We start from the raw sequence: 19,697 nt of genomic DNA, 5'->3' as shown, positions 1-19,697 counted from the left end.
AATGGCCATCGACGTCGTGATGTTCCCCGGGCAGGGCTCCCAGCGCCCGGGCATGGGCGAGGAGGTGTTCGACGCCTACCCCCAACTGTGCGACAGGGCCGAGGAGACCGTCGGCCACCCGCTGCGCGAGCTGTGCCTGAAGGACCCGCAGGGGCTGCTCAACCAGACCGCCTACACCCAGCAGGCGATCTACTTCGTCAGCTGCCTGATGTACCTGGCACACACCGAGGAGCACGGGCACCGGCCGCCGCGCTGCCTCACCGGCCACAGCCTGGGGCTGTACCCGGCGCTGTTCGCCGCCGGCGTCTTCGACCTCTTCGAGGGGCTGCGGATCGTCTCCCGGCGCGGCGCCCTCATGCAGGAGGCGCGGGACGGCGCGATGGTGGCGGTCCTCGGACCGCAGGCGAGCGACATCGACCTGCACCTCGCCGAACTGGAGTGCTTCGACGTCGAGGTGGCCAACTACAACAGCCCGGAGCAGGTCGTCCTCAGCGCGGCCCGGTCGAGCCTGGAGGAGTTGGTGCCGCGCCTCGAAGCGATCGGCCACCGCTGTGCGTGGCTGCCGGTCAGCGGGGCCTTCCACTCGAACCGCATGGAGCCCGCCCGGCGCGAGTTCGCCCGGTTCCTGCGGGACAGGGAGTTCGCGCCGCCCACCTCGGCCGTCGTCTCCACGACGAGTGGCCGGACCCTGGGCGCCGAGCACCTGCTGGAGGAGATGGTCTTCCAGCTGGTGAAGCCGGTGCGGTGGCGGCAGACCGTGACCCATCTGGCCCGTACGGGACACCGGACCTTCAAGGAGATCGGTCCCGGCACGGTGCTGACCACATTGAGCGCAAAGATCCTCGGCGACGCACGCTCGCCGCAGCCCGAGTCCAGGAAGTGATGACCGTGGGAACAGAACGCAGCAGGATCGCCGTGATCGGCGGCGGCGGAGCCGGAACCGTCGCCGCCTGGCAGCTGGCCAGGGAGCACGACGTCACGCTCTACGAGGCGGGCGCGTACCTGGGCGGGCACGCCTACAGCCACCCGGTCGACACCGGCCGGGGCACCGTCCACGTGGACATGGGCGTCGAGCACTTCAACGAGAAGCTCTCGCCCAACCTGTTCCGGCTGCTGACCGACTTCGGCATCGGCACCTACGTCGCCCCGTCCTCGGTGCACGTGGACTTCCCCGGTGAGCAGCAGTCGTGGAACAACCTCAACTTCCTCGGCGAGCTGCGCGAGGAGCTGCACGAGGAGTTCGACCGGTTCCACCAGGAGATGAACCAGCTGCCGACCTCGGGCGACGCCTCGTACAAGGACATGAGCATCGGCGAGTACCTGGACAAGAACGGGTACTCCCGGAGCTTCAAGTACAAGGCGATGAACCCGATCCTGAGCATCTACTCGGGCTGTCACGCGCCGTCCCTCGACTACAACCTGATGTACGTCGCGCTGTCGTTCAGCATGAACCTGCTCTCCTTCTTCGCCCCCGGGTACTGGCGCAAGGCGCAGGGCGGCATCCACGGCTACCTGGCCAGGATCGAGAGCGAGCTGGGCGACCGCGTCCACCTGAACACGCCCGTCGAGGCCGTCGTCCCGACGGACTCCGGCGCGACGGTGGTGGTCGGCGGCCAGGAGCACCACTTCGACCAGGTCGTGTTCGCCACGCACGCGGACGTGACGCTGGGACTGCTGCGCACCTCCGACCCCCGCTACCGGGAGCGGCTCGGCGGCTTCGCGTACGTACCGGTCGAGAGCGTGCTGCACCAGGACGAGAGCTGGCTGAGCGAGGTGGGCCGCGACGCCTACTGCCAGTTCCGGATGCCCCAGGGCTTCCAACTCGACCTCGCCGAGGAGCAGATGGGCAGCCTCACCCGCAACTGCAACGTGCTCCACCCCTACCGCCACGTCGAGGCGCCCATCCTGATCACCTTCGACCCGCAGGAGGACGTCGACCCCGAGAGCGTCATCGTCCGCCGCAAGTGGAAGCTGCCCCAGCTCCGTCCGGCGGACGTGCGCCACAAGCGGCGGCTGAGCGAGATCCAGGGCGTGAACAACCTCTGGTTCTGCGGCACCGACACCAGCGTCACCGGGCACGAGGGCGCGATCGTCTCCGGCATGGTCGTCGCGGACCGGCTGGGTGTGCCCCACCCCTTCCCCGACGACGCGCCGGCCCTCGCCCAGTTCCGCGGCATCAAGGAATTCATGGGTGTCTGAGCGACCGTCTTCCGGCCTGTGACGTCTTCACTTTTCTCTGACGGGGATGACCCATGGAATCGCTAGTACCTCGGTACGCACACCTCGCCGCACCGGACGGGTCCGGCGAGCAGACCGGCGCCGCTCCCGGCACCACAGTGGTGGTCACCGACCGGGAGGACATCGCGGCGGCGGCCCGTTCCCTCGGCGCCGAGTGCTGGTACGCCGACCCCGCCACGGAGAGTGCGGAGCGGATCGGGCAGGAACTGCGCGGGCGCGTCGCCCACGCGACCACCCTGGTGGTGGCGTGGGGCGACGGCCCGTCCGACGGCACCCCCGCATACGCAACGGCGCTGCGGTTCGCCCGCGCCGGTCTGGCCCTGCTGCAGGCCGTGCGCGAGTCGGGCCGCCGCGTCCACCTCGTCACGCTGTCCCGTATGACGGACGTGCTCTCCTCGCTGCTCGACGGCATGGCCAGGACGGCCGCCCAGGAGCACCCGCTCGTCCACACGGCGGTCGAGTGCGGCGACCTTGCGTCCGACCCCGTCACCGCGGAACGGCTGCGTACGTGGATCGCGGCCGGCACCCGCCACCCGGGAGCACGGCTGCGCGCCGAAGGCGACCGGATCGCACGCCTCGGCCACGTGCCGCAGCCACTGCAACGCGTGGCCGCGGGCGAGGTGTTCGCCGAGGGCGACCCGGTGGTGGTCATCGGTGGCACCGGCGGCGTCGGACGCCACCTGTGCCGGTACCTGAGCAGCCGCGGCGCCCGGGTGTACGTCCTGGGACGCGGCACCCCCGATGCACGGACGCAGGCGGCACTGAAGGAAGCGGGCGTACGCAGCTACCTCGGCGCCCCCGCCCACGACTTCGAGGCACTCGACGGCGCGCTGCGCCACCTCCACGACCGGGTCGGACCCGTCAAGGCGGTGTTCAACCTCGCCGGAGTGCTGGACGACTGCCTGCTGTACCACCTGACCCCCGACCGGCTGGAGAACGTCCTGCGGCCGAAGGTGGCCACGGCCCTCAACCTGGCCGCCCTGACCGGCCCGCACCGGCCCGCCACGGTGGTGCACTTCAGCTCGCTGACGAGCGTCACGGGAAACGTCGGCCAGAGCGCGTACGGAGCGGCCAACGCGTTCCTCGACCGGCTGTCCGCGCAGCGGTCCGACTGGTACAGCATCAACTGGGGCCTGTGGGAGACCGACGGCATGCAGATGCCGGACGACGGGTCGGGACTGCGCGCGATGTCCCCCGAGCGGGCCTGCGACGCACTGATGTCGGCCCTCGCCGGTGGCGTGCGGCAACTGGCGCTGTACGAGGGCGAGTTGAAGCTCTCCGACGACGGCGACGAGCCGCAGGGCGCTGTGGGAGGCGCCGGGGCGCAGCCGTCCGACCGGGCCGGGGCGCCCGCCCCGGACCTGCTCGCCCGCACCCGGCAGTGGCTGCGGGACCTCATCGTCCGGCACAGCGGTCTGCGGCAGCTGCGTGACGACGACAACCTGCTGGACGCGGGGCTCGACAGCGTCGGCAGCATCCGCGTCAGCAGGGACATCGAGACCCGTCTGGGCATCGCCGGGTCGTCCCGGCTGAGCCGCGCCGTCCTCTTCGAGTACCCGACGGTCGCGGCGCTCGGCGCGCACCTCGTCGAGATCCTCCCCGCCGAGCTGGAGTCCTTCCTCGCGGGGGAGCGGGCGGGGGAACAGGCGGGGGCGCAGCAGCAGTCGCAGGTGCCGGAGCCCGCTGCGGCCCCGGAGGTCCGTACGCCCCCGGAGGTTCGTACGGCCGCAACCCGGCCCCAACCCCCTTTCGTATCAAGCGAGTTGCCCCCTTCGGTCGCCGTTCCCGAGGAGGTCCCCGTCGAGGAGGCGCCCTCCGACGACGCCTACCGCCCCGACGACGTCGCCATCGTCGGGATGGCCGGGGAGTTCCCCGGCGGCGCCGACACCGAGGCGTTCTGGCAGTCCCTGCTGAGGGGCGACGACGCGGTACGGGTCATACCCGGCGACCGCTGGGACTGGCGCGAGGACCACTCCTTCGCACCCGACGAACCCGGCGCCTCCTACGGCAGGCACGGCGGATTCCTCGACCAGGCCCTGGACTTCGACCCCGTCTTCTTCCACATCGCCCCCGCCGAGGCACGGTTCATGGACCCGCAGGAGCGCCGGTTCCTGCAGTCCGTCTACCACGCGCTGGAGGACGCCGGGTACTTCGCCCGGCCGACCGGCGACGTGGGCGTCTTCGTGGCCGCCATGTTCGGCCACTACCAGGACCTCACCGCTCCCGACCGGGTGATCGGCAGCTCGTTCGCCGCCATCGCCAACCGGGTCTCCTACGCCTTCGACCTGCACGGCCCCAGCATCGCCCTGGACACCATGTGCTCCGGCGGGCTCACCGCCCTGCACCTCGCCGTGCGCGGGATCAGGGACGGGGACTGCACGCTCGCCGTGGCCGGCGGCGTGAACCTCATGACGCACCCGGGGAAGTACCGGCTGCTGTCCGAGGGCAGGTTCCTCAGCCCCACCGGCCACTGCCAGGCCTTCGGCGTGGAGGCGGACGGCTACGTCCCCGGCGAGGGAACCGCCGCCGTGGTCCTCAAGCGGCTGTCCGACGCGCTGCGGGATGGCGACCGGGTGCACGCCGTCGTCCGCGCGACGGCGGTGAACTCCGGGGGCAGGACGGCCGGTTTCACCGTGCCGTCCGAACGCGGCCAGCACCGCGTGATCGCCTCCGCCCTGGCCAGGGCGGACATCGAACCGGCCGCGGTCACCTACGTCGAGGCGCACGGCACGGGCACCCGGCTCGGCGACCCGATCGAGGTGCGCGCGCTGCGCGGTGCCTACGGAGGGCCCGAGCAGGGCCGCGCCTACCTGGGCTCGGTGAAGAGCAACATCGGGCACCTGGAGTCCGCCGCGGCGATGGCCGGACTCGTCAAGGTCGTCAAGCAGCTCGGCGCCCGGGCCCTGGCCCCCACCCTCCACTGCGCACTCGAAAACCCCGACCTGCACCTCGACGACTCGCGTTTCGCCCTGGTCAAGGAGGCCCGTCCGTGGCCCAGGGGCAGCGGCCCCACGCGGTTCGCCGGACTGAGCGCGTTCGGCGCGGGCGGCGCCAACGGGCACGCGATCATCCAGGAGTTCGTGGCCCCGCGCCAGGACCGCCCCGCACCCGGGTTCGCGCGCTGCTTCATCCCGCTCTCCGGGCGGGACGAGGCAGCCGTGCGACGGCGCGCGGACCAGCTCCTCGACGCACTGCGCAACGCGCCCGACACGGCGTCGTACCTGTACGGGCTGAGCTACACCCTGTGCTGCGCCCGGCAGCACTTCCGGGTCCGGCGCGGCTACTGGGCGCAGAACGTGGAGCAGTTGGCCGCCCAGCTCCGCGCGGACAGCACCTCCCCGACCGCACCGACAGCACCGGCGGCCCTGGCGGCCCAGGCGGCCCCGCCCGCCGGTGACCCCTGGGCCGGGGCGGCGTCGGCGTACCTCGACGGCGACACCCCCGACTTCGCCGGGCTGTTCCCGGTCCGGATGCTCGTGGACGCCCCGCTCTACCCGTTCGCCGCCGAGCGGTACGTGGCCGACACGCTCGACCACGCGCACCGGCCCCCCGCCCGCGCGGCCCGCACCGCACCGGCCCCCGGCGGTCCGGCCGAGCCGTCCGGCCCTGCCGAACTGCTGCTCACCCCGGTGTGGCGGACGCACCCGGCCCAAGGCCCGGCGCCCGTCGTGCCGTACGTCCTGGTCCTCACCGACCGCGGCCAGGAGCACCTTGTCCCCCGGCCGCCGCAGGGCACCCGGCTGATCCTGGTGTGCCCCGGGGACGCGCCGACGGTGGCGGCGGACCGGATCGAACTGCCCGACGGCGACGACACCGCCGCCCGGCGCGCCGTGGAGCACCTCACCGGTGAGGTGGGCCTGGACCACCTGTACTGGGTGGACCTCAGGCGCGAGGGGACGGTGGCGTCGCACCTGTCCTTCGCCAAGGCCCTCCAGAGCAGCCGCACCCCCTCCACGGTCCTCGGCGTGACCCGCGAGAACGACCCTGCCCCGGCACACTCGGGCGCCGGATTCCTGCACGGTCTGGCCGAGGAGAACCCGCACGTCCGCACCGTCCAGGTGCGCCGCGGCGGCGACGTGTTCGCCGACGGCTGGGGCCCCCTGCTGGCCGAACTGGGCGCAGCCCGCCGGCCGCTCACCGAGGTCAGGTGGTCGGACGACGGCACCCGCCAGGTGCGCGAGCTGGCGGAGACCGAACGCGGCGAAGGCGTCCGGCTGCGCACCGCGGGGAGGTACCTCCTCACGGGCGGCCTCGGCAAGGTCGGCCGGGCCGTCGCCGGGCTCCTCACCGAGCGGTACGGCGCCACGGTGATCGCCGTCGGCCGCTCCGCGCCGGACGCCGAACAGCGGCAGTGGATCGCCGCGTCGCCCGGCCTGCACTACGAGCAGGCGGACATCGCGTCCGAGGACCGGACCCGGGAACTGATCGATTCGGTCCGCGCACGCTTCGGCGGCCTCGACGGAGTCATCCACTGCGCGGGCGTCGTCAAGGACGCCCTGGTGCAGAACAAGTCGGTCGGGGACGCGGACGCGGTGCTCGCCCCGAAGGTGCGGGGCACGCTGAACCTGGACCGGTGCACCGCCCGGCTGCCCCTGGACTTCTTCTGCGTCTTCTCCTCCATCTCCAGCGTCATGGGCAACACCGGGCAGAGCGACTACATCGCCGCCAACCGCTTCCTCGACGAGTTCGCCGCCGAGCGCGCCCGGCGCGTGGCGGACGGCGAACGCAGCGGCCTCAGCCTGTCGGTCAACTGGCCGCTGTGGCTGGACGCCGAGGACGAGCGGCGCGAGCAGTACCAGGCGCTCGCCGGATTCCTGCGCGGCCAGTTCGGGATGGAGCCGCTCTCCTCGCGGCGTGGCGCGGAGCTGTTCGCCGACCTGATCGACGGCCTGCCGCAGACCTGCCACCAGGTCGTCCCCTGCGTCGGTGACGTGGTGAGGATGCGCCGAAGGCTGCTGCCCGGCGCCGCGCCCGCCACCCGGAGTCCGGCCGCCGGCCCCGGCGCGACGCTGGAGGACATCGGCGGACGGCTCCTGGAGCTGGTGTGCGCCCAGACCGGTCTGCGGCAGGAGGACGTCGCCTTCGACAGGAGGTGGGGCGACCTCGGCTACGACTCGGTCATGCTCCAGCACCTGGCCCGCGAACTGGGCCCCCGCTTCGGTGTGGAGACACCGCCCAACGCCCTGTTCAAGTACAGCAGCATCACCTCGCTGAGCGCCTATCTGCACGACCAGGGCGCGGCGGACGCGGACGCACCGGGCGCAGCGGGCGCACCGGGCGCACCGGGCGCGGACGGGGGGCAGCCGGCCGCCGTGCCACCGCGGCCCCCGGCCTCCGCCGTGCCACCGCGGCCCCTGTCCGCCGGAGCGGGACAGTCGCAGTCGCAGTCACTGCCACAGCCACAGCCTGCGCCGCCCGCCGCGGAGGAGCCCGGCACCGGCCGCGGCCGGTACGCCGTGGTCGGGATGAGCGGCATCATGCCCGGCGGCGCCGACCTGGCGGACTTCTGGCAGCTGCTCGTCGAGAACGGCAGCGCCATCCGCCCGGTCGACCGCTGGAAGGGCGGCGACAAGCAGTACTTCGCGGGCACCATCGACGGGTTCGACGCGTTCGACCACTCGTTCTTCGGGCTCTCCGCCCGTGAGGCGAAGCTCATGGACCCGCAGCACCGGCTCTTCCTGCAGAGCGCCTACAACGCCCTGCTCGACGCCGGTTACGCGCCCGGAACGCTGCGGGAGGTGGGCGTCTTCGCCGGGGTGCAGTTCAGCGAGTACCAGACGGCGCTGCGCGGCAGCGAGGACCGGGACCACCCCTACAGCGTGACGGGCAACGCGCACGCCATGCTCGCCAACCGGGTGTCCCACCTGCTCGACTTCACCGGCCCGAGCCAGACGCTCGACACCGCCTGCTCCAGCGCCCTGGTGGCGCTGAACCGGGGCGTGCTCTCGCTCGCGGCGGGGGAGTGCGACGTGGCGCTCGTCGGCGCCGTGAGCGTCCTCGTCGACCCGGCCGCCACCGACGCGGCGAGCAAACTCGGGGTGCTCTCCCCGGACTTCCGCTGCGCCACCTTCGACAAGGACGCCAACGGTTACGTACGGGCGGAGGGCGTCGGCTGCGTGGCGGTCAAGCGGCTCGCCGACGCCCGGCGGGACGGCGACGCCGTGCTCGCGGTGATCGAATCGGTGGCCGAGAACCACGACGGCCGCTCGAACTCGCTGACCGCCCCCAACCCCGAGGCCCAGGCCGCCCTGCTGACCCGGGCCTACACACCGGAACTTGCCGCCCGGGTCTCCCACATCGAGGCCCACGGCACCGGTACGAACCTGGGCGACCCCATCGAGATCGGCGCACTGCGGACCGCGTTCGAGCGGCTGGCACCCCACCGCGAGGTGGGCAGCATCACGCTGGGCGCGGTGAAGAGCAACGTGGGCCACCTGGAGCCGGCCGCCGGGATGGCGGGGCTGCTGAAGCTGCTGCTGTGCCTGCGCCACCGCCGGCTCCCGGCGAACATCAACTTCAAGGAGCGCAACCCGCTCGTCGAGCTCGACGGTTCGCCCTTCCGGCTGCTGCTGGAGAACGAGGGGTGGGAGCGGGGCGCCCCGCTGGTGGCCGGCGTCAGCTCCTTCGGGTTCGGCGGTTCCAACGCGCACGCGGTCCTCTCCGAGGCACCCGCCCCGCCACCGGCCGCGCGCACCTCGCGGCCGTACTGGCCCGTCACGCTCAGCGCCCGCTCCCGTGCCTCGCTCACGCGGATGAGGGACGGCCTGCTGGAGTGGCTGGGCGGCCCCGAGGCGGTCCACGCGGACCTCGGGGACATCGCCCACACCCTGACGGCCGGCCGAGACCACTTCGAGTACCGCATGGCCTGGATCGTCTCCAGCACCTCGGAGCTGGTCCGGTGCCTCGCGCAGGCCAGGCCCGACGAGGTGGCCAAGTGCCGGCCGCAGAAGCTGACCACGCACCCGGTGACGCTGCCGGACGCGGCAGGACCCGGTCACCGCGCGGCGCTGGAGGAGCTACGGGACAGCTATCTGGAGGGGAAGGAATTCGCATGGAGAACGATGTTCGACGACGGGCGGTTCGGCCGGCTTCATCTGCCGGGCTACGCGTTCGAACAGAACCGGTTCTGGTTCGAGTGACCGAAATCGGCAAGGCAACGGCGCGCCAGGGAATCGAGAATGGGCATGGACGAGCTGCTTGAGGACGACACCCCCGTCGTGGTCGGCATGGCCTGCCGGTTCGCCGGCAGCGACGGCCTGGAGGAGTACTGGGAACGCCTGCGGCTCGGCCGCAGCGCGGTGGGCACCACCGGGCGCTGGGCGGGGGAGGAGGACGGCGCCGACTTCGTCGGCGGCTTCCTGGAAGGACACCAGGAGTTCGACGCGCGGTTCTTCCGCATCTCGCCGAACGAGGCGCCGTGCATGGACCCGCAGCAGCGGATCCTGCTGCAGACGGTGCAGCACGCCGTCGACGACAGCCATCTGAGCGCCGCCGACCTGCACGACCTGGACTGCGGCGTGTTCGCCGCAGGGCTGCCGGGCGACTACCGCTCCCTGGTGGCGCAGCGCGGCGACGTCGTCTACAGCACCCACAGCTTCCTGGGCAACGCGCCCTCGACGCTGTCGGGCCGCATCTCCTACTTCTACGACGTCAACGGCCCGTCGGTCACCCTGGACGGTGCCTGCTCCTCGTCGCTCGCCGCGCTGCACGAGGCGGTGCTCAACATCCGGGCCGGCCAGTGCCGCAGCGCGATCGTCGGCGCCGTGTCGGTGTTCAGCACCCCGGAGGTGCTGCGCTTCGCACAGCGTTCGCGGATGAGCTCCCCCGAGGGCACGTCACTGCCCTTCACCGACGCCGCCGACGGATTCGTACCCGCCGAGGGCGCCGCCTCGCTCGTCCTCATGCGCTACGACGAGGCCCGCTCCAGGGGACTGCGGATCCTCGGGGCGATCGAGGCGACCGGCACCAACCACAACGGCACCACCAACGGCCTGATGGCACCCAGTTCCCAGGCACAGGCCAGGCTGATCTCCGGGCTGTACGAGCGCGAGGGCATCGACGCCTCGGAGATCGCCTACCTGGAGACGCACGGCACCGGGACGCCGCTGGGCGACCCCATCGAACTGGAGGGCCTGCGGGCCGCCTTCCGCCGGGTCGGCGCAGAGGGCTGCCACCTCGGCGCCGTGAAGCCGCTCATCGGACACACCCTGGTCGCCTCGGGCCTGGCGAGCGTCATCAAGGCGCTGCTCGCCTTCCGGCACGCGACGATCCCCCCGGTCGCCGCCACCGGGAAGGCGGACTCCTACCTCGACGTCGAGCCGTTCCGGGTCAGCCAGGAACCCCTGCCGTGGCCGCAGGACAAGCCGCTGTGCGCCATCAGCGCCTTCGGGTTCACCGGCTCCAACGGCCACGTGGTCCTGCGCAGGCTGCCGGACGCACCGGCGGCCCGGGACGCGGTGGACCGCCGCCCGGGGCGGGCGCTGCCCTTCTGCCTGTCGGCCGAGTCGCGGAGCAGCCTCACGACGCTGGCCGCACGCTGCCGGGCGCTCGCCGCGGAGCTGCCGGAGGACCGGCTCTGGGACCTCTCCCAACTCCTGCTGCGCCGTTCCCGCCGTACCCACGAGCAGGTCGTCGTGGCCCGCACCCGGGACGAACTCCTCACCGCCCTGGGCGAGTCGGGGCCGGAGTCGGCGCCGGACGGGGAGAGCGGCCCGGTGCCCCGCAGCGCGGACATCGACCGTCTCGACGACGCCCTGCGCGAGCTGGTCGTCCTGTGGCGGGACCAGGACGCCCGCGCGCTGGGCCGGCGGCTCGACGCACCCGCCGACCTGGCCCCGATCGCGCTGCCCGCCTACCCCTTCGAGAAGAGGCGGCACTGGGTGATCGACGAAGCCCCCACCGGGACACCGGCCCCGCAGCGGTCCCAGGCGGCCCCGGAACCGCGGTCGCAGCCCGAACCGCAGCCCGAACCGGAACCCGTGGTGGACGACGCTCTCGTCGAGCAACTCTGTGCCCAACTGTCGGCCCTGCTGGGCTTCGACGGCGAAAGGGACCGGGTGGCGCCCCACACCAAGATCGTCTCGCTGGGTCTGGACTCGCTCTCGGCCATCCAGCTGCTGAGCCCCTACCAGAAGGCCGGCAGCCCCATCAAGGCGCACGACCTCTTCCGCCACGAGACGGTGGCCGACCTCGCCGCCGCCGTCGGCGGCCGGCCGGCCGCACCGAAGGAGGAGGCGGCGCCCACGGCGCCCGCCGCCGCGCCCGGCACACCACGCCCGGCGCGCCACGTCCTCCCGCAGACCCGGTGGTCCGCGTACGGGGACGAGGGGCGGCCCACCCTGCTGCTGCCCCCGCTCAACTGCGACCGGCGGGCGTGGAACCAGCAGATCCCGGCGCTGCTCCGGCAGGGCCGCAAGGTCTACGTACCCGAGTACCCGGGGCACAAGGACGTCCCCTTCGACGAGGAGCGCTTCTCCTTCGAGGCGCTCGCCGACGAGGTGGCCAACTTCCTGCGGGACACCGTCGACGGCCCGGCCGACCTGGTCGGCTGGTCGCTGGGCGGCTGCGTCTCGACGCTCACCGCCCTGCGGCACCCGGAGCGCGTCGGCTCGCTGACCCTCATCAGCTGCGCACCCCGCTACGGCGAGGACGCCTTCGAGCGCACCCTCGACCTGCGCGAGGAACTGCGCCTCCACGGGGGCCTGCTGGAAGCGGTGTTCGGAGGGGGCGGCAACCTGGCCGAGAAGTTCGGCGCGCAGTCCTCCATGGACATCCTGCGCTGCTACTACACGGCCCTGACGGCCTTCGACGTCGTCGACCGGCTCCCGGACATCACCGCGGACTGCCTGGTGGTCCGCGGGGTCGGGGACTGCGTGCTCGACGCCGAAGCGGTCGCCCAGTACTCCAGGATCCCCGGGGCGCGGGTGCGCGAGTTCCAGGAGCACGGACACTACGTGCCGCTCACCGCGGGGCGGGACTTCAACGACACGCTGACGGAGTTCTGGGCCGAACGGGCCTGACCCGGGGGCCACGGACACCCGGACGTACGGACACCCGGACGTACGGACACGCGGACGTACGGACACGCGGACGTACGGAAATCCGGACGCTCGACTGCGCACAGGACTCAACTCCCCACGGAAACGGATTGGTTGCGGAAGATGCTGGTAAGCAAGGACAAGGCGGCGGTCGTCCTCTTCGACATGCAGTTGGAGCTGATCCCGCTGCTGCTGGAGGGCACGCAACTGCTGCACAACACCTGCTGGGTGGCCGAGGTGGCACGGGACTTCGACGTGCCGCTGCTGCTGACCGAGCACAAGAAGCTGGGCGGGCCCTCCCTGTCGCTCGACGAGGCGGCCAAGGGCGCGCCCCGGCTGGAGAAGCAGCACTTCGACTTCCTGCGCGAGCCGTCCGTCGCGGACCACGTGGCGGCGACCGGCCGGGACCAGTACGTACTGGCGGGCGCGGAGACCCACGTCGTCGTCCTCCAGTCGGCGCTCAGCCTGCTGGAGCAGGGCAAGACGGTGTTCGTGCTCGCCGACACCGTCTCCGCCCGCAACAGGTCCGACCACGAGCTGGGCCTGGCCCGGCTGCAGCAGCTCGGGGTGCACCTGATCACGCGGGAGATGCTCTTCTTCGAGCTGATCCGCGACTCCGAGGACACCCGCTACCTGGGCCTCGCCAAGAAGTACCTGGACGGGCGCTACATCCGCTGAGCGGCGCCCGCGGGCCGGAGGGGGCGGGGTTTCCCGCCCCCTCAAGGCCGTACCGGACTCAGGCCGGCCGGACCAGCCGCCCGCCGGACAGCTCCACGAGGTCGTCGCGGTGGGCCTCGCGCAGCGCCCGGTCGTGGGTGACCAGCACGACAGGACCCCCGAAGCGCTCCACCGCCGCCAGCAACTGCTCGACCAGCAGCAGACTGAGATGGTTGGTGGGCTCGTCGAGCAGCAGCAGATGCGGCCGGCGGGCGAAGAGCAGCGCCAGTTCGAGACGCCGCCACTGGCCCACCGACAGCCGGTTCGCCGGAGTGGCGAAGTCCTCGGGGCCGAACAGACCGAACCTGGTCAACTCGGCCGCCGCGTCCTCGACATGGGCCGAGCGGCGCGCGGCGAACGCGTCGAGGAGTCCGCGCCGCTCCGCCCCGAAGTCGCTGTCCTGCGGCAGATGCCCGATGCGCAGCCCCGGTGCGCGCTCCACCGTCCCGGAGTCCGGCTCCCGCTCACCCACCAGTACGGACAGCAGCGTCGACTTGCCCGCACCGTTCGGGGCACTGATCACGTACCGGCTGCCGGCGGCCAGCACCAGGTCCGCCCCGTGCAGCACCTGCCCGACGGCGAGGCCGGTGGCCCGCAACAGCACCCCGTCGGCCATCGCCACGACCTCGTCGGCCGGGTCGGCCGACTGCGGGGGCGCGAAGTCGAGGGGCTCCGGCGGACGCGGCACCTCCTCGTCGAGCAGCCGCCGCAGATGCAGCTGGGCGGCACGGCCCGTACGGGCGACGGCCCGCTCGGCGCCGCTCCCGGCCGCGTCGTAGGACAGCTTGTCGTTGTCGGCCCGGCCGCTGAAGACATGCCCCCTGCGCCGGGCCTTCTGCACCTGGAGCCTCGCCCCGGCCAGCTCCTTGTCCCACTCCCGGTACCGCTGCCACCAGCGCTCCCGGGCCGCGGCCTGTTCGGCGAGGTAGTCCCGGTAGCCGCCGCCGTAGCGCACGACGGCGCCGCGGGGGCCGTCCAGGTCGACGACGGCGGTGACGGCCGCCTCCAGCAGCGCCCGGTCGTGCGAGGCGATCAGACACGGCCCCCCGTACGCGGCGAGCCACTGGACGAGCCAGTCCACCGCCCGGTCGTCGAGGTGGTTGGTCGGCTCGTCGAGCAGCAGGGCGGCCGGTTCGTCGAGGACCAGCGCGGCCAGCGCGAGGCGGGCCCGCTCGCCCCCCGAGAGGGTGTCGGTGTGCCGGGACCGGTCGAGACGCTCCAGGGCGAAGACGTTCAGCACCTCGCCGATGCGGGCGCCCAGCTCCCAGCCGCCGCGCCGGTCGAACTCCTCCTGGAGACGGCCGTACTCCTTCAGCACCGCGTCGAGAGGGCCCTCGCCGGACGACATCCGCTCCTCCGCGGCGCGCATCCGCGCGGACAGCTCCCCGATCACGGCCGTCGCCCTGGCCAGCACGTCCTCGATGGTGGAACCGGCCGGGAAGTCGGGCCGCTGCGGCAGGAATCCCACCCGGCCCGCCACCGCGCGCACCACCTCGCCGCGCTGCGGCACGAGTGCGCCGGCGAGGACGCGCAGCAGGGTGGACTTCCCCCGCCCGTTCTCACCGATCAGACCCACCCGTTCGCCCCTGGCGACCGTGAGCGACACGTCGTGCAGCACCACCCGGTCACCCAGCACGCAGTGCAGGTTCTCGGCGAGGAGGTGCGCCGAGCGCTGGTCGGAGGAGAGGATGTCGTGCCCGCCTGCCGGGTGCGGGGCAGCGTCACTCATCGCCGGGCGCTCCCGTCTCCTGAAGGCGGCCTTCGGACAGCCGCAGCCAGCGGGTCACCCCGATCTCCTTGACGAACCGCTCGTCGTGGCTGACCACGATGAACGCGCCCTCGTAGGAGTTGAGGGCCCCCTCCAGCTGCTCGACGCTGTCGAGGTCGAGGTTGTTGGTCGGCTCGTCGAGCAGCAGCAACTGCGGCGCCGGTTCGGCGCCCAGCACACAGGCCAGGGTGGCGCGCAGCCGCTCACCCCCCGACAGGGCCCCGACCGGCAGGTGCGCCGCCGCACCCCGGAAGAGGAAGCGGGCCAGCAGGGTCAGCCGCTCCGCCTCGGTCCTGTGCGGCGCGTACCGCGCCATGCACTGCGCGACCGTGAGGTCCAGCGGCAGCGTGTCCAGCCGCTGGGAGAGATAGGCGATGCGCCCCTGGGCCCGCCTGAACTCACCGCTGTGCGCGGCGAGTTCACCGCTGATGACCCGCAGCAGGGTGGACTTGCCGACGCCGTTGCGGCCGGTCAGCGCGATCCGCTCCGGCCCCCGCACCTCAAGGTCGACCCCCTCGCCCGCGAACAGCTTCCGATCCCCGTAACGGACCTGGATCCCCTCGCCGAGGAAGACGGTGCGTCCGGACGGCACATGGGTGTCGGGCAGCTCCAGTGCGATCCTGCGGTCGTCGCGCAGCGTCCGGCTCGCCTCGTCCAGCCGGGACCTGGCGTCGGCGAGGCGCTGGCCGTGCGTGTCGTTCGACTTGGCCGCCGACTCCTGGGCGCGCCGCTTCAGCGTGCCCGCGGCCATCTTGGAGATGCTGCCCTTCGCGGCGGCCCTGGCGCCGACACCGGCCCGCCGCGCGGCCCGCTCCCGAGCCTGCTGCATCTCCCGCTTCTCCCGCTTGACCTGCTGCTCGGCGGTGCGGATGTTCTTCTCGGCGGTCTCCTGCTCGGCGGCCACGGCCTCTTCGTAGTCGCTGTAGTTGCCGCCGTACAACCGCATGTCGCCCGAGTCGAGTTCGGCGATGGCGTCCATCCGGTCGAGCAGCGCCCGGTCGTGGCTGACCACGAGCAGACAGCCGCTCCAGTTCTCCAGCACCTGGTAGAGCCTGTGGCGGGCGTCCAGGTCGAGGTTGTTGGTCGGTTCGTCGAGCAGCAGCACGTCGGGCTGCCTGATCAGCTGGGTCGCCAGACCGAGGGAGACGACCTGGCCGCCGCTCAGGGAGTGCAGCCGCCGGGTCAGCGGGATGTCGCCGAGCCCCAGGCGGTCGAGCTGGACCCGGCTGCGTTCCTCGATGTCCCAGTCGTCGCCGACCGTGGCGAAGTGCTCCTCGCTCACGTCCCCCGCCGTGATGGCGTCCAGGGCCGCGACGACCGGGGCGATGCCGAGCACCTCGGCCACGCTCAGGTCGCCGGTCAGCGGCAGGCTCTGGGGCAGGTAGCCGAGCAGGCCCTTGACGCTCACGGACCCGCGGTGGGGGGTCAGTTCACCCGCGATCAGCTTGAGCAGGGTGGACTTGCCCGCGCCGTTCGGCGCGACCAGACCGGTGTGGCCGTCGCCCACGGTCCAGGACAGGTCCTGGAACACCGGGGTGCCGTCGGGCCAGGAGAAGGAGAGGTTCGAGCAGACGATGCTGGCGTCGGACATGTACGCGGCCTCGCAGATGAGGATGCGGGCGTGCCGGAGCACACCCGGAGGGAGTGGTGGTCAGAGCGCACGGGGGCACCGCCACATGACTGCGCGCACTCGGCGCACATCAGCGGCAGTCGACATCCGGGTATCACCCGGAGATGTCGTCGTCACCCGCGATCACCACGGCCACCTCTCCTCGACTGCACCATCCGCGCGGCAGCGTATCAGAGCAGAAGGTCGCCGCCGGTTGTACCGGGCAACCGGCCAACTGCACCCTGCACCAAGGATGTTCACATTCCCGTGCGTGAAGACAAATCCTTGAGCTGAACACCAGGGTGAACATTGCCGTCCCTTCCCGGGCCTCGTTAGTATCGCTTTCGCTCATTCGGAAAAAGCCGTTCTGAGAAAAGGAGCAGGGCATGCGAACCACTGAAAAGGAACTCGGCGCCAAGAAGGCCTGGAGCTGTCCCGATTTCGTTTCCTTCGACATCGGCATGGAAGTCACCGCCTACTTCACCCGCGACTGACACACGACGCCCCGGGAAGGACGCAGGCATACCGATGCCCGTGACGCACGAGGTCGACGCCCCCTGGAGCGAGGCCGATTTCAAGCAGGCGCTGTACGCGCTGGAGCCGTCCTACTGGGACCGGCACCCGTTCCACCGGCGGATGCACGAAGGGCTGCTCGACGAGGGGGAGCTGCGCCTGTGGGCGGCCAACCGCTGGTACTACCAGCGGTGCCTGCCGCAGAAGGACGCCGCGATCGTGGCCAACTGCCCCGTGCCCGGCGTACGGCGGCAGTGGCTGTCCCGGATCGTCTACCACGATGGCACGGACGCCACCTCGGGCGGGGCGGAGAAATGGCTGCGGCTGGCCGAGGCGGTCGGGCTCCGGAGGGACGAGGTGCTCGACGAGAGCCTCGTCCTTCCGGGCGTGCGCTTCGCCGTGGACGCCTACACGGACTTCGCGCGCCGCCGCCCCTGGCTGGAGGCAGCCGCGTCGGGACTGACCGAACTGTTCTCCCCGGGCCTGCTCGCCCACCGGCTGGGCCGGCTCAGGGAGCACCACCCGTGGATCGCGGAGGAGGGCTTCGCGTACTTCACCGCGCGCATCGAGGTGGTCGGCCCCGAGGGCCGCTCGCTGCTCGACCTGGTGGCCCGGCACGCCGTCACCCGGGAACAGCAGGAAGCCTGCGTACGGGCGCTGGCCTTCAAGTGCAGCGTGCTGAGTGCCGTCCTGGACTCGCTCGACTACCACACGGGAAACGGAGCACCGCGGTCATGACCCTCCTGCCCGAACCCACCGTGCCGCGCCTGCGGGCCGGCGTCCGGCTGACCAGCGATCCCGCCCGCGGCGAACTGGCCCTGCTGCCCGAACGCGTCGTCGTCCTCAACGACACCGCGGCCGCGGTACTCACCCACTGCGACGGCACCCGCGACGTCGGCCGCATCGTGGAGCGGCTCGCCGAGGACTACGAGGGCGTCAGCGCCGAGGACGTCGGCGCGCTGCTCCTGCGGCTCGCGGAGCGCCGGGTGGTGGACCTCGATGGCTGAGGAGACCGTCCGCGCCCCGATGGGCATGCTGATCGAGCTGACCCACCGCTGCCCGCTGCACTGCCCGTACTGCTCCAACCCCCTCGAACTCGTCCGCCGCTCCGAGGAACTGACCCGCGAGCAGTGGACGGACATCCTCACCCAGGCCCGTGAGCTGGGCGTCGTACAGATGCACTTCTCCGGCGGCGAGCCGCTGGCCCGTCAGGACCTGCCCGACCTCGTCGGCCATGCCCGGCAGCTCGGCGCCTACGTCAACCTGGTCACCAGCGGCGTCGGCCTGACCCCCGAGCGCGCCAGGGACCTGGCCGGCCGGGGCGTCGACCACGTCCAGCTCTCCCTCCAGGACGCCGACGCACGCCTCGGCGACCAGGTCGCAGGAGCCCGGGTGCACGCGGCCAAGCTCAGGGCCGCGGAAGCGGTCACCGCCACCGGGCTCCCGCTCACCGCCAACGTCGTACTGCACCGCGGGAACATCGACCGCATCGAGCGGATCGTGGACCTCGCCGTCGACATCGGCGCCGACCGGATCGAGCTGGCCAACACCCAGTACTACGGCTGGGGGCTGCGCAACCGCGCCGCACTGATGCCCACCGCAGGCCAGCTCGCCGCCGCCGACCTGGCCGTGCGCCGCGCCCGCACGAAGCACGCGGGCGGCCCCGACCTGATCTACGTGGCGGCCGACTACTACGGCGACCGGCCCAAACCGTGCATGGACGGCTGGGGCAACATCCAGCTCACCGTCACCCCCGCGGGCGACGTGCTGCCGTGCCCCGCGGCGTCCGTCATCACCACCCTCCCGGTGGAGAACGTGCTGCGCCGCCCGCTGTCGGAGATCTGGTACGAATCCAGGGCCTTCAACGCCTACCGCGGCACCGGCTGGATGCGCGACCCGTGCCGCAGCTGCCCCGAGCGCCACACCGACCACGGCGGCTGCCGCTGCCAGGCGTTCCAGCTCACCGGCGACGCCGCGGCCACGGACCCGGCCTGCGGCCTCTCCCCGCACCGGAAACTGGCCGACGCGGCCCTGGCGGAGGTCACCGAGGGCGCGCCGCCCGCGTTCGTGCCGCGGCAGCCGGTGGCGCCGTGAGAGCGATCCTCCTGGGCACCGCGGCGGGCGGCGGCTTCCCGCAGTGGAACTGCGCCTGCGCACTGTGCGCCCGCTGCCTGCGCGGTGAACTGCCCGCCCGTACCCAGGAGTCCGTCGCCGTCAGCGGCAACGGACGCGACTGGTGGCTGCTCAACGCCTCGCCCGACATCCGCACCCAGCTCCTCGCCGCACCCGCCCTGGCGGCGGGCCCCGGCCCGCGCGACACCCCCGTATGCGGTGTGCTGCTCACCGACGCCGAGGTCGACCACGCCCTGGGGCTGACCGTCCTGCGGGGCGGCGCGGACCTGACCGTGCACGCCGCGCCCCCGGTGCGCGAGGCCCTCACCGCGGACCTGCCGCTGCGCGGCCTGCTGGACCGCTACGCGCCGTGGGACTGGCGCGACAGCACCGTCCCCGGCGGGTTCGAACTGACCGGCGGACTCACCGTCACCACCCACCGCGTCAGTGCCAAGGTCCCCAAATACGTCGGCGGCCCGGCCCCGGACGCCCCCTGGGTGAGCGCCTACCGCATCGAGGACCCGGCGACCGGCGGGGCACTGGTCTACGCCCCCTGCCTGGCCGCCTGGCCGGACGGCTTCGACGACCTGCTGGCGTCGGCGTCCTGCGTCCTGCTGGACGGCACCTTCTTCAGCGCGGACGAACTGGGCGCGGCCGTGCGCTCCGAGGACGCCGGGCAGCCCCTGATGGGCCATCTCCCGGT

At 72.5% G+C, this 19,697-nt stretch carries 12 protein-coding genes; 10 read left to right on the top strand and 2 right to left on the bottom strand.

Features of this window, described 5'->3' with window-relative positions; genetic code table 11:
• The first annotated feature begins 1 nt into the window (after position 1).
• The 5 genes from ACWGIG_RS12365 (at position 2) to ACWGIG_RS12345 (ending at position 12,953) form a co-directional block, all read left to right on the top strand.
• Positions 2 to 883, top strand: a complete 882-nt coding sequence (locus ACWGIG_RS12365; RefSeq protein ID WP_453321500.1) for an ACP S-malonyltransferase — start codon at positions 2 to 4, stop codon at positions 881 to 883.
• Entirely contained in the window at positions 883 to 2,199 is a 1,317-nt protein-coding gene (locus ACWGIG_RS12360) for an FAD-dependent oxidoreductase (protein WP_453321499.1), read from the top strand. Before ACWGIG_RS12365 ends, ACWGIG_RS12360 begins: the two co-directional genes overlap by 1 nt.
• A 53-nt stretch (positions 2,200 to 2,252) precedes the next feature.
• Positions 2,253 to 9,377 carry an SDR family NAD(P)-dependent oxidoreductase gene (locus tag ACWGIG_RS12355; protein ID WP_453321498.1) on the top strand — a complete coding sequence of 2,375 codons (7,125 nt, stop codon included), beginning with the start codon at positions 2,253 to 2,255 and terminating at the stop codon, positions 9,375 to 9,377.
• A 39-nt stretch (positions 9,378 to 9,416) separates the two neighbouring features.
• Positions 9,417 to 12,257, top strand: coding sequence for an alpha/beta fold hydrolase (locus ACWGIG_RS12350; RefSeq protein WP_453321497.1), 2,841 nt, complete (start codon positions 9,417 to 9,419; stop codon positions 12,255 to 12,257).
• A gap of 141 nt (positions 12,258 to 12,398) precedes the next feature.
• Positions 12,399 to 12,953 (top strand): hydrolase, encoded by a 555-nt coding sequence (locus ACWGIG_RS12345; protein WP_453321496.1) that lies wholly within the window; start codon positions 12,399 to 12,401, stop codon positions 12,951 to 12,953.
• A gap of 58 nt (positions 12,954 to 13,011) precedes the next feature.
• On the opposite strand, the gene ACWGIG_RS12340 is transcribed toward ACWGIG_RS12345, so the two are convergent.
• Positions 13,012 to 14,721 carry an ABC-F family ATP-binding cassette domain-containing protein gene (locus tag ACWGIG_RS12340; RefSeq protein WP_453321495.1) on the bottom strand — a complete coding sequence of 570 codons (1,710 nt, stop codon included), beginning with the start codon at positions 14,719 to 14,721 and terminating at the stop codon, positions 13,012 to 13,014.
• Positions 14,714 to 16,351 carry a ribosomal protection-like ABC-F family protein gene (gene abc-f, locus ACWGIG_RS12335; protein ID WP_453321508.1) on the bottom strand — a complete coding sequence of 546 codons (1,638 nt, stop codon included), beginning with the start codon at positions 16,349 to 16,351 and terminating at the stop codon, positions 14,714 to 14,716. Before abc-f ends, ACWGIG_RS12340 begins: the two co-directional genes overlap by 8 nt.
• Before the next feature lie 404 nt (positions 16,352 to 16,755).
• On the opposite strand from abc-f, the gene pqqA reads away from it, so the two are divergent.
• The 5 genes from pqqA to pqqB all read left to right on the top strand — a co-directional run.
• Positions 16,756 to 16,863 carry a pyrroloquinoline quinone precursor peptide PqqA gene (gene pqqA, locus ACWGIG_RS12330; RefSeq protein ID WP_453321494.1) on the top strand — a complete coding sequence of 36 codons (108 nt, stop codon included), beginning with the start codon at positions 16,756 to 16,758 and terminating at the stop codon, positions 16,861 to 16,863.
• Positions 16,864 to 16,897: 34 nt separating this feature from the next.
• Positions 16,898 to 17,620, top strand: a complete 723-nt coding sequence (pqqC, locus tag ACWGIG_RS12325; RefSeq protein ID WP_453321493.1) for a pyrroloquinoline-quinone synthase PqqC — start codon at positions 16,898 to 16,900, stop codon at positions 17,618 to 17,620.
• Positions 17,617 to 17,889, top strand: coding sequence for a pyrroloquinoline quinone biosynthesis peptide chaperone PqqD (pqqD, locus tag ACWGIG_RS12320; protein WP_453321492.1), 273 nt, complete (start codon positions 17,617 to 17,619; stop codon positions 17,887 to 17,889). Before pqqC ends, pqqD begins: the two co-directional genes overlap by 4 nt.
• Complete coding sequence (gene pqqE / locus ACWGIG_RS12315) at positions 17,882 to 18,976, top strand: pyrroloquinoline quinone biosynthesis protein PqqE (RefSeq protein WP_453321491.1); 1,095 nt, start codon at positions 17,882 to 17,884, stop codon at positions 18,974 to 18,976. Before pqqD ends, pqqE begins: the two co-directional genes overlap by 8 nt.
• A partial coding sequence (gene pqqB, locus ACWGIG_RS12310; RefSeq protein WP_453321490.1) for a pyrroloquinoline quinone biosynthesis protein PqqB occupies positions 18,973 to 19,697 on the top strand: 725 nt, incomplete at its 3' end. The genes pqqE and pqqB, both read left to right, overlap by 4 nt.

The organism is Streptomyces sp. NPDC054863 (genome assembly GCF_053610825.1).
This window is presented reverse-complemented; position numbering and strand designations above follow the sequence as displayed.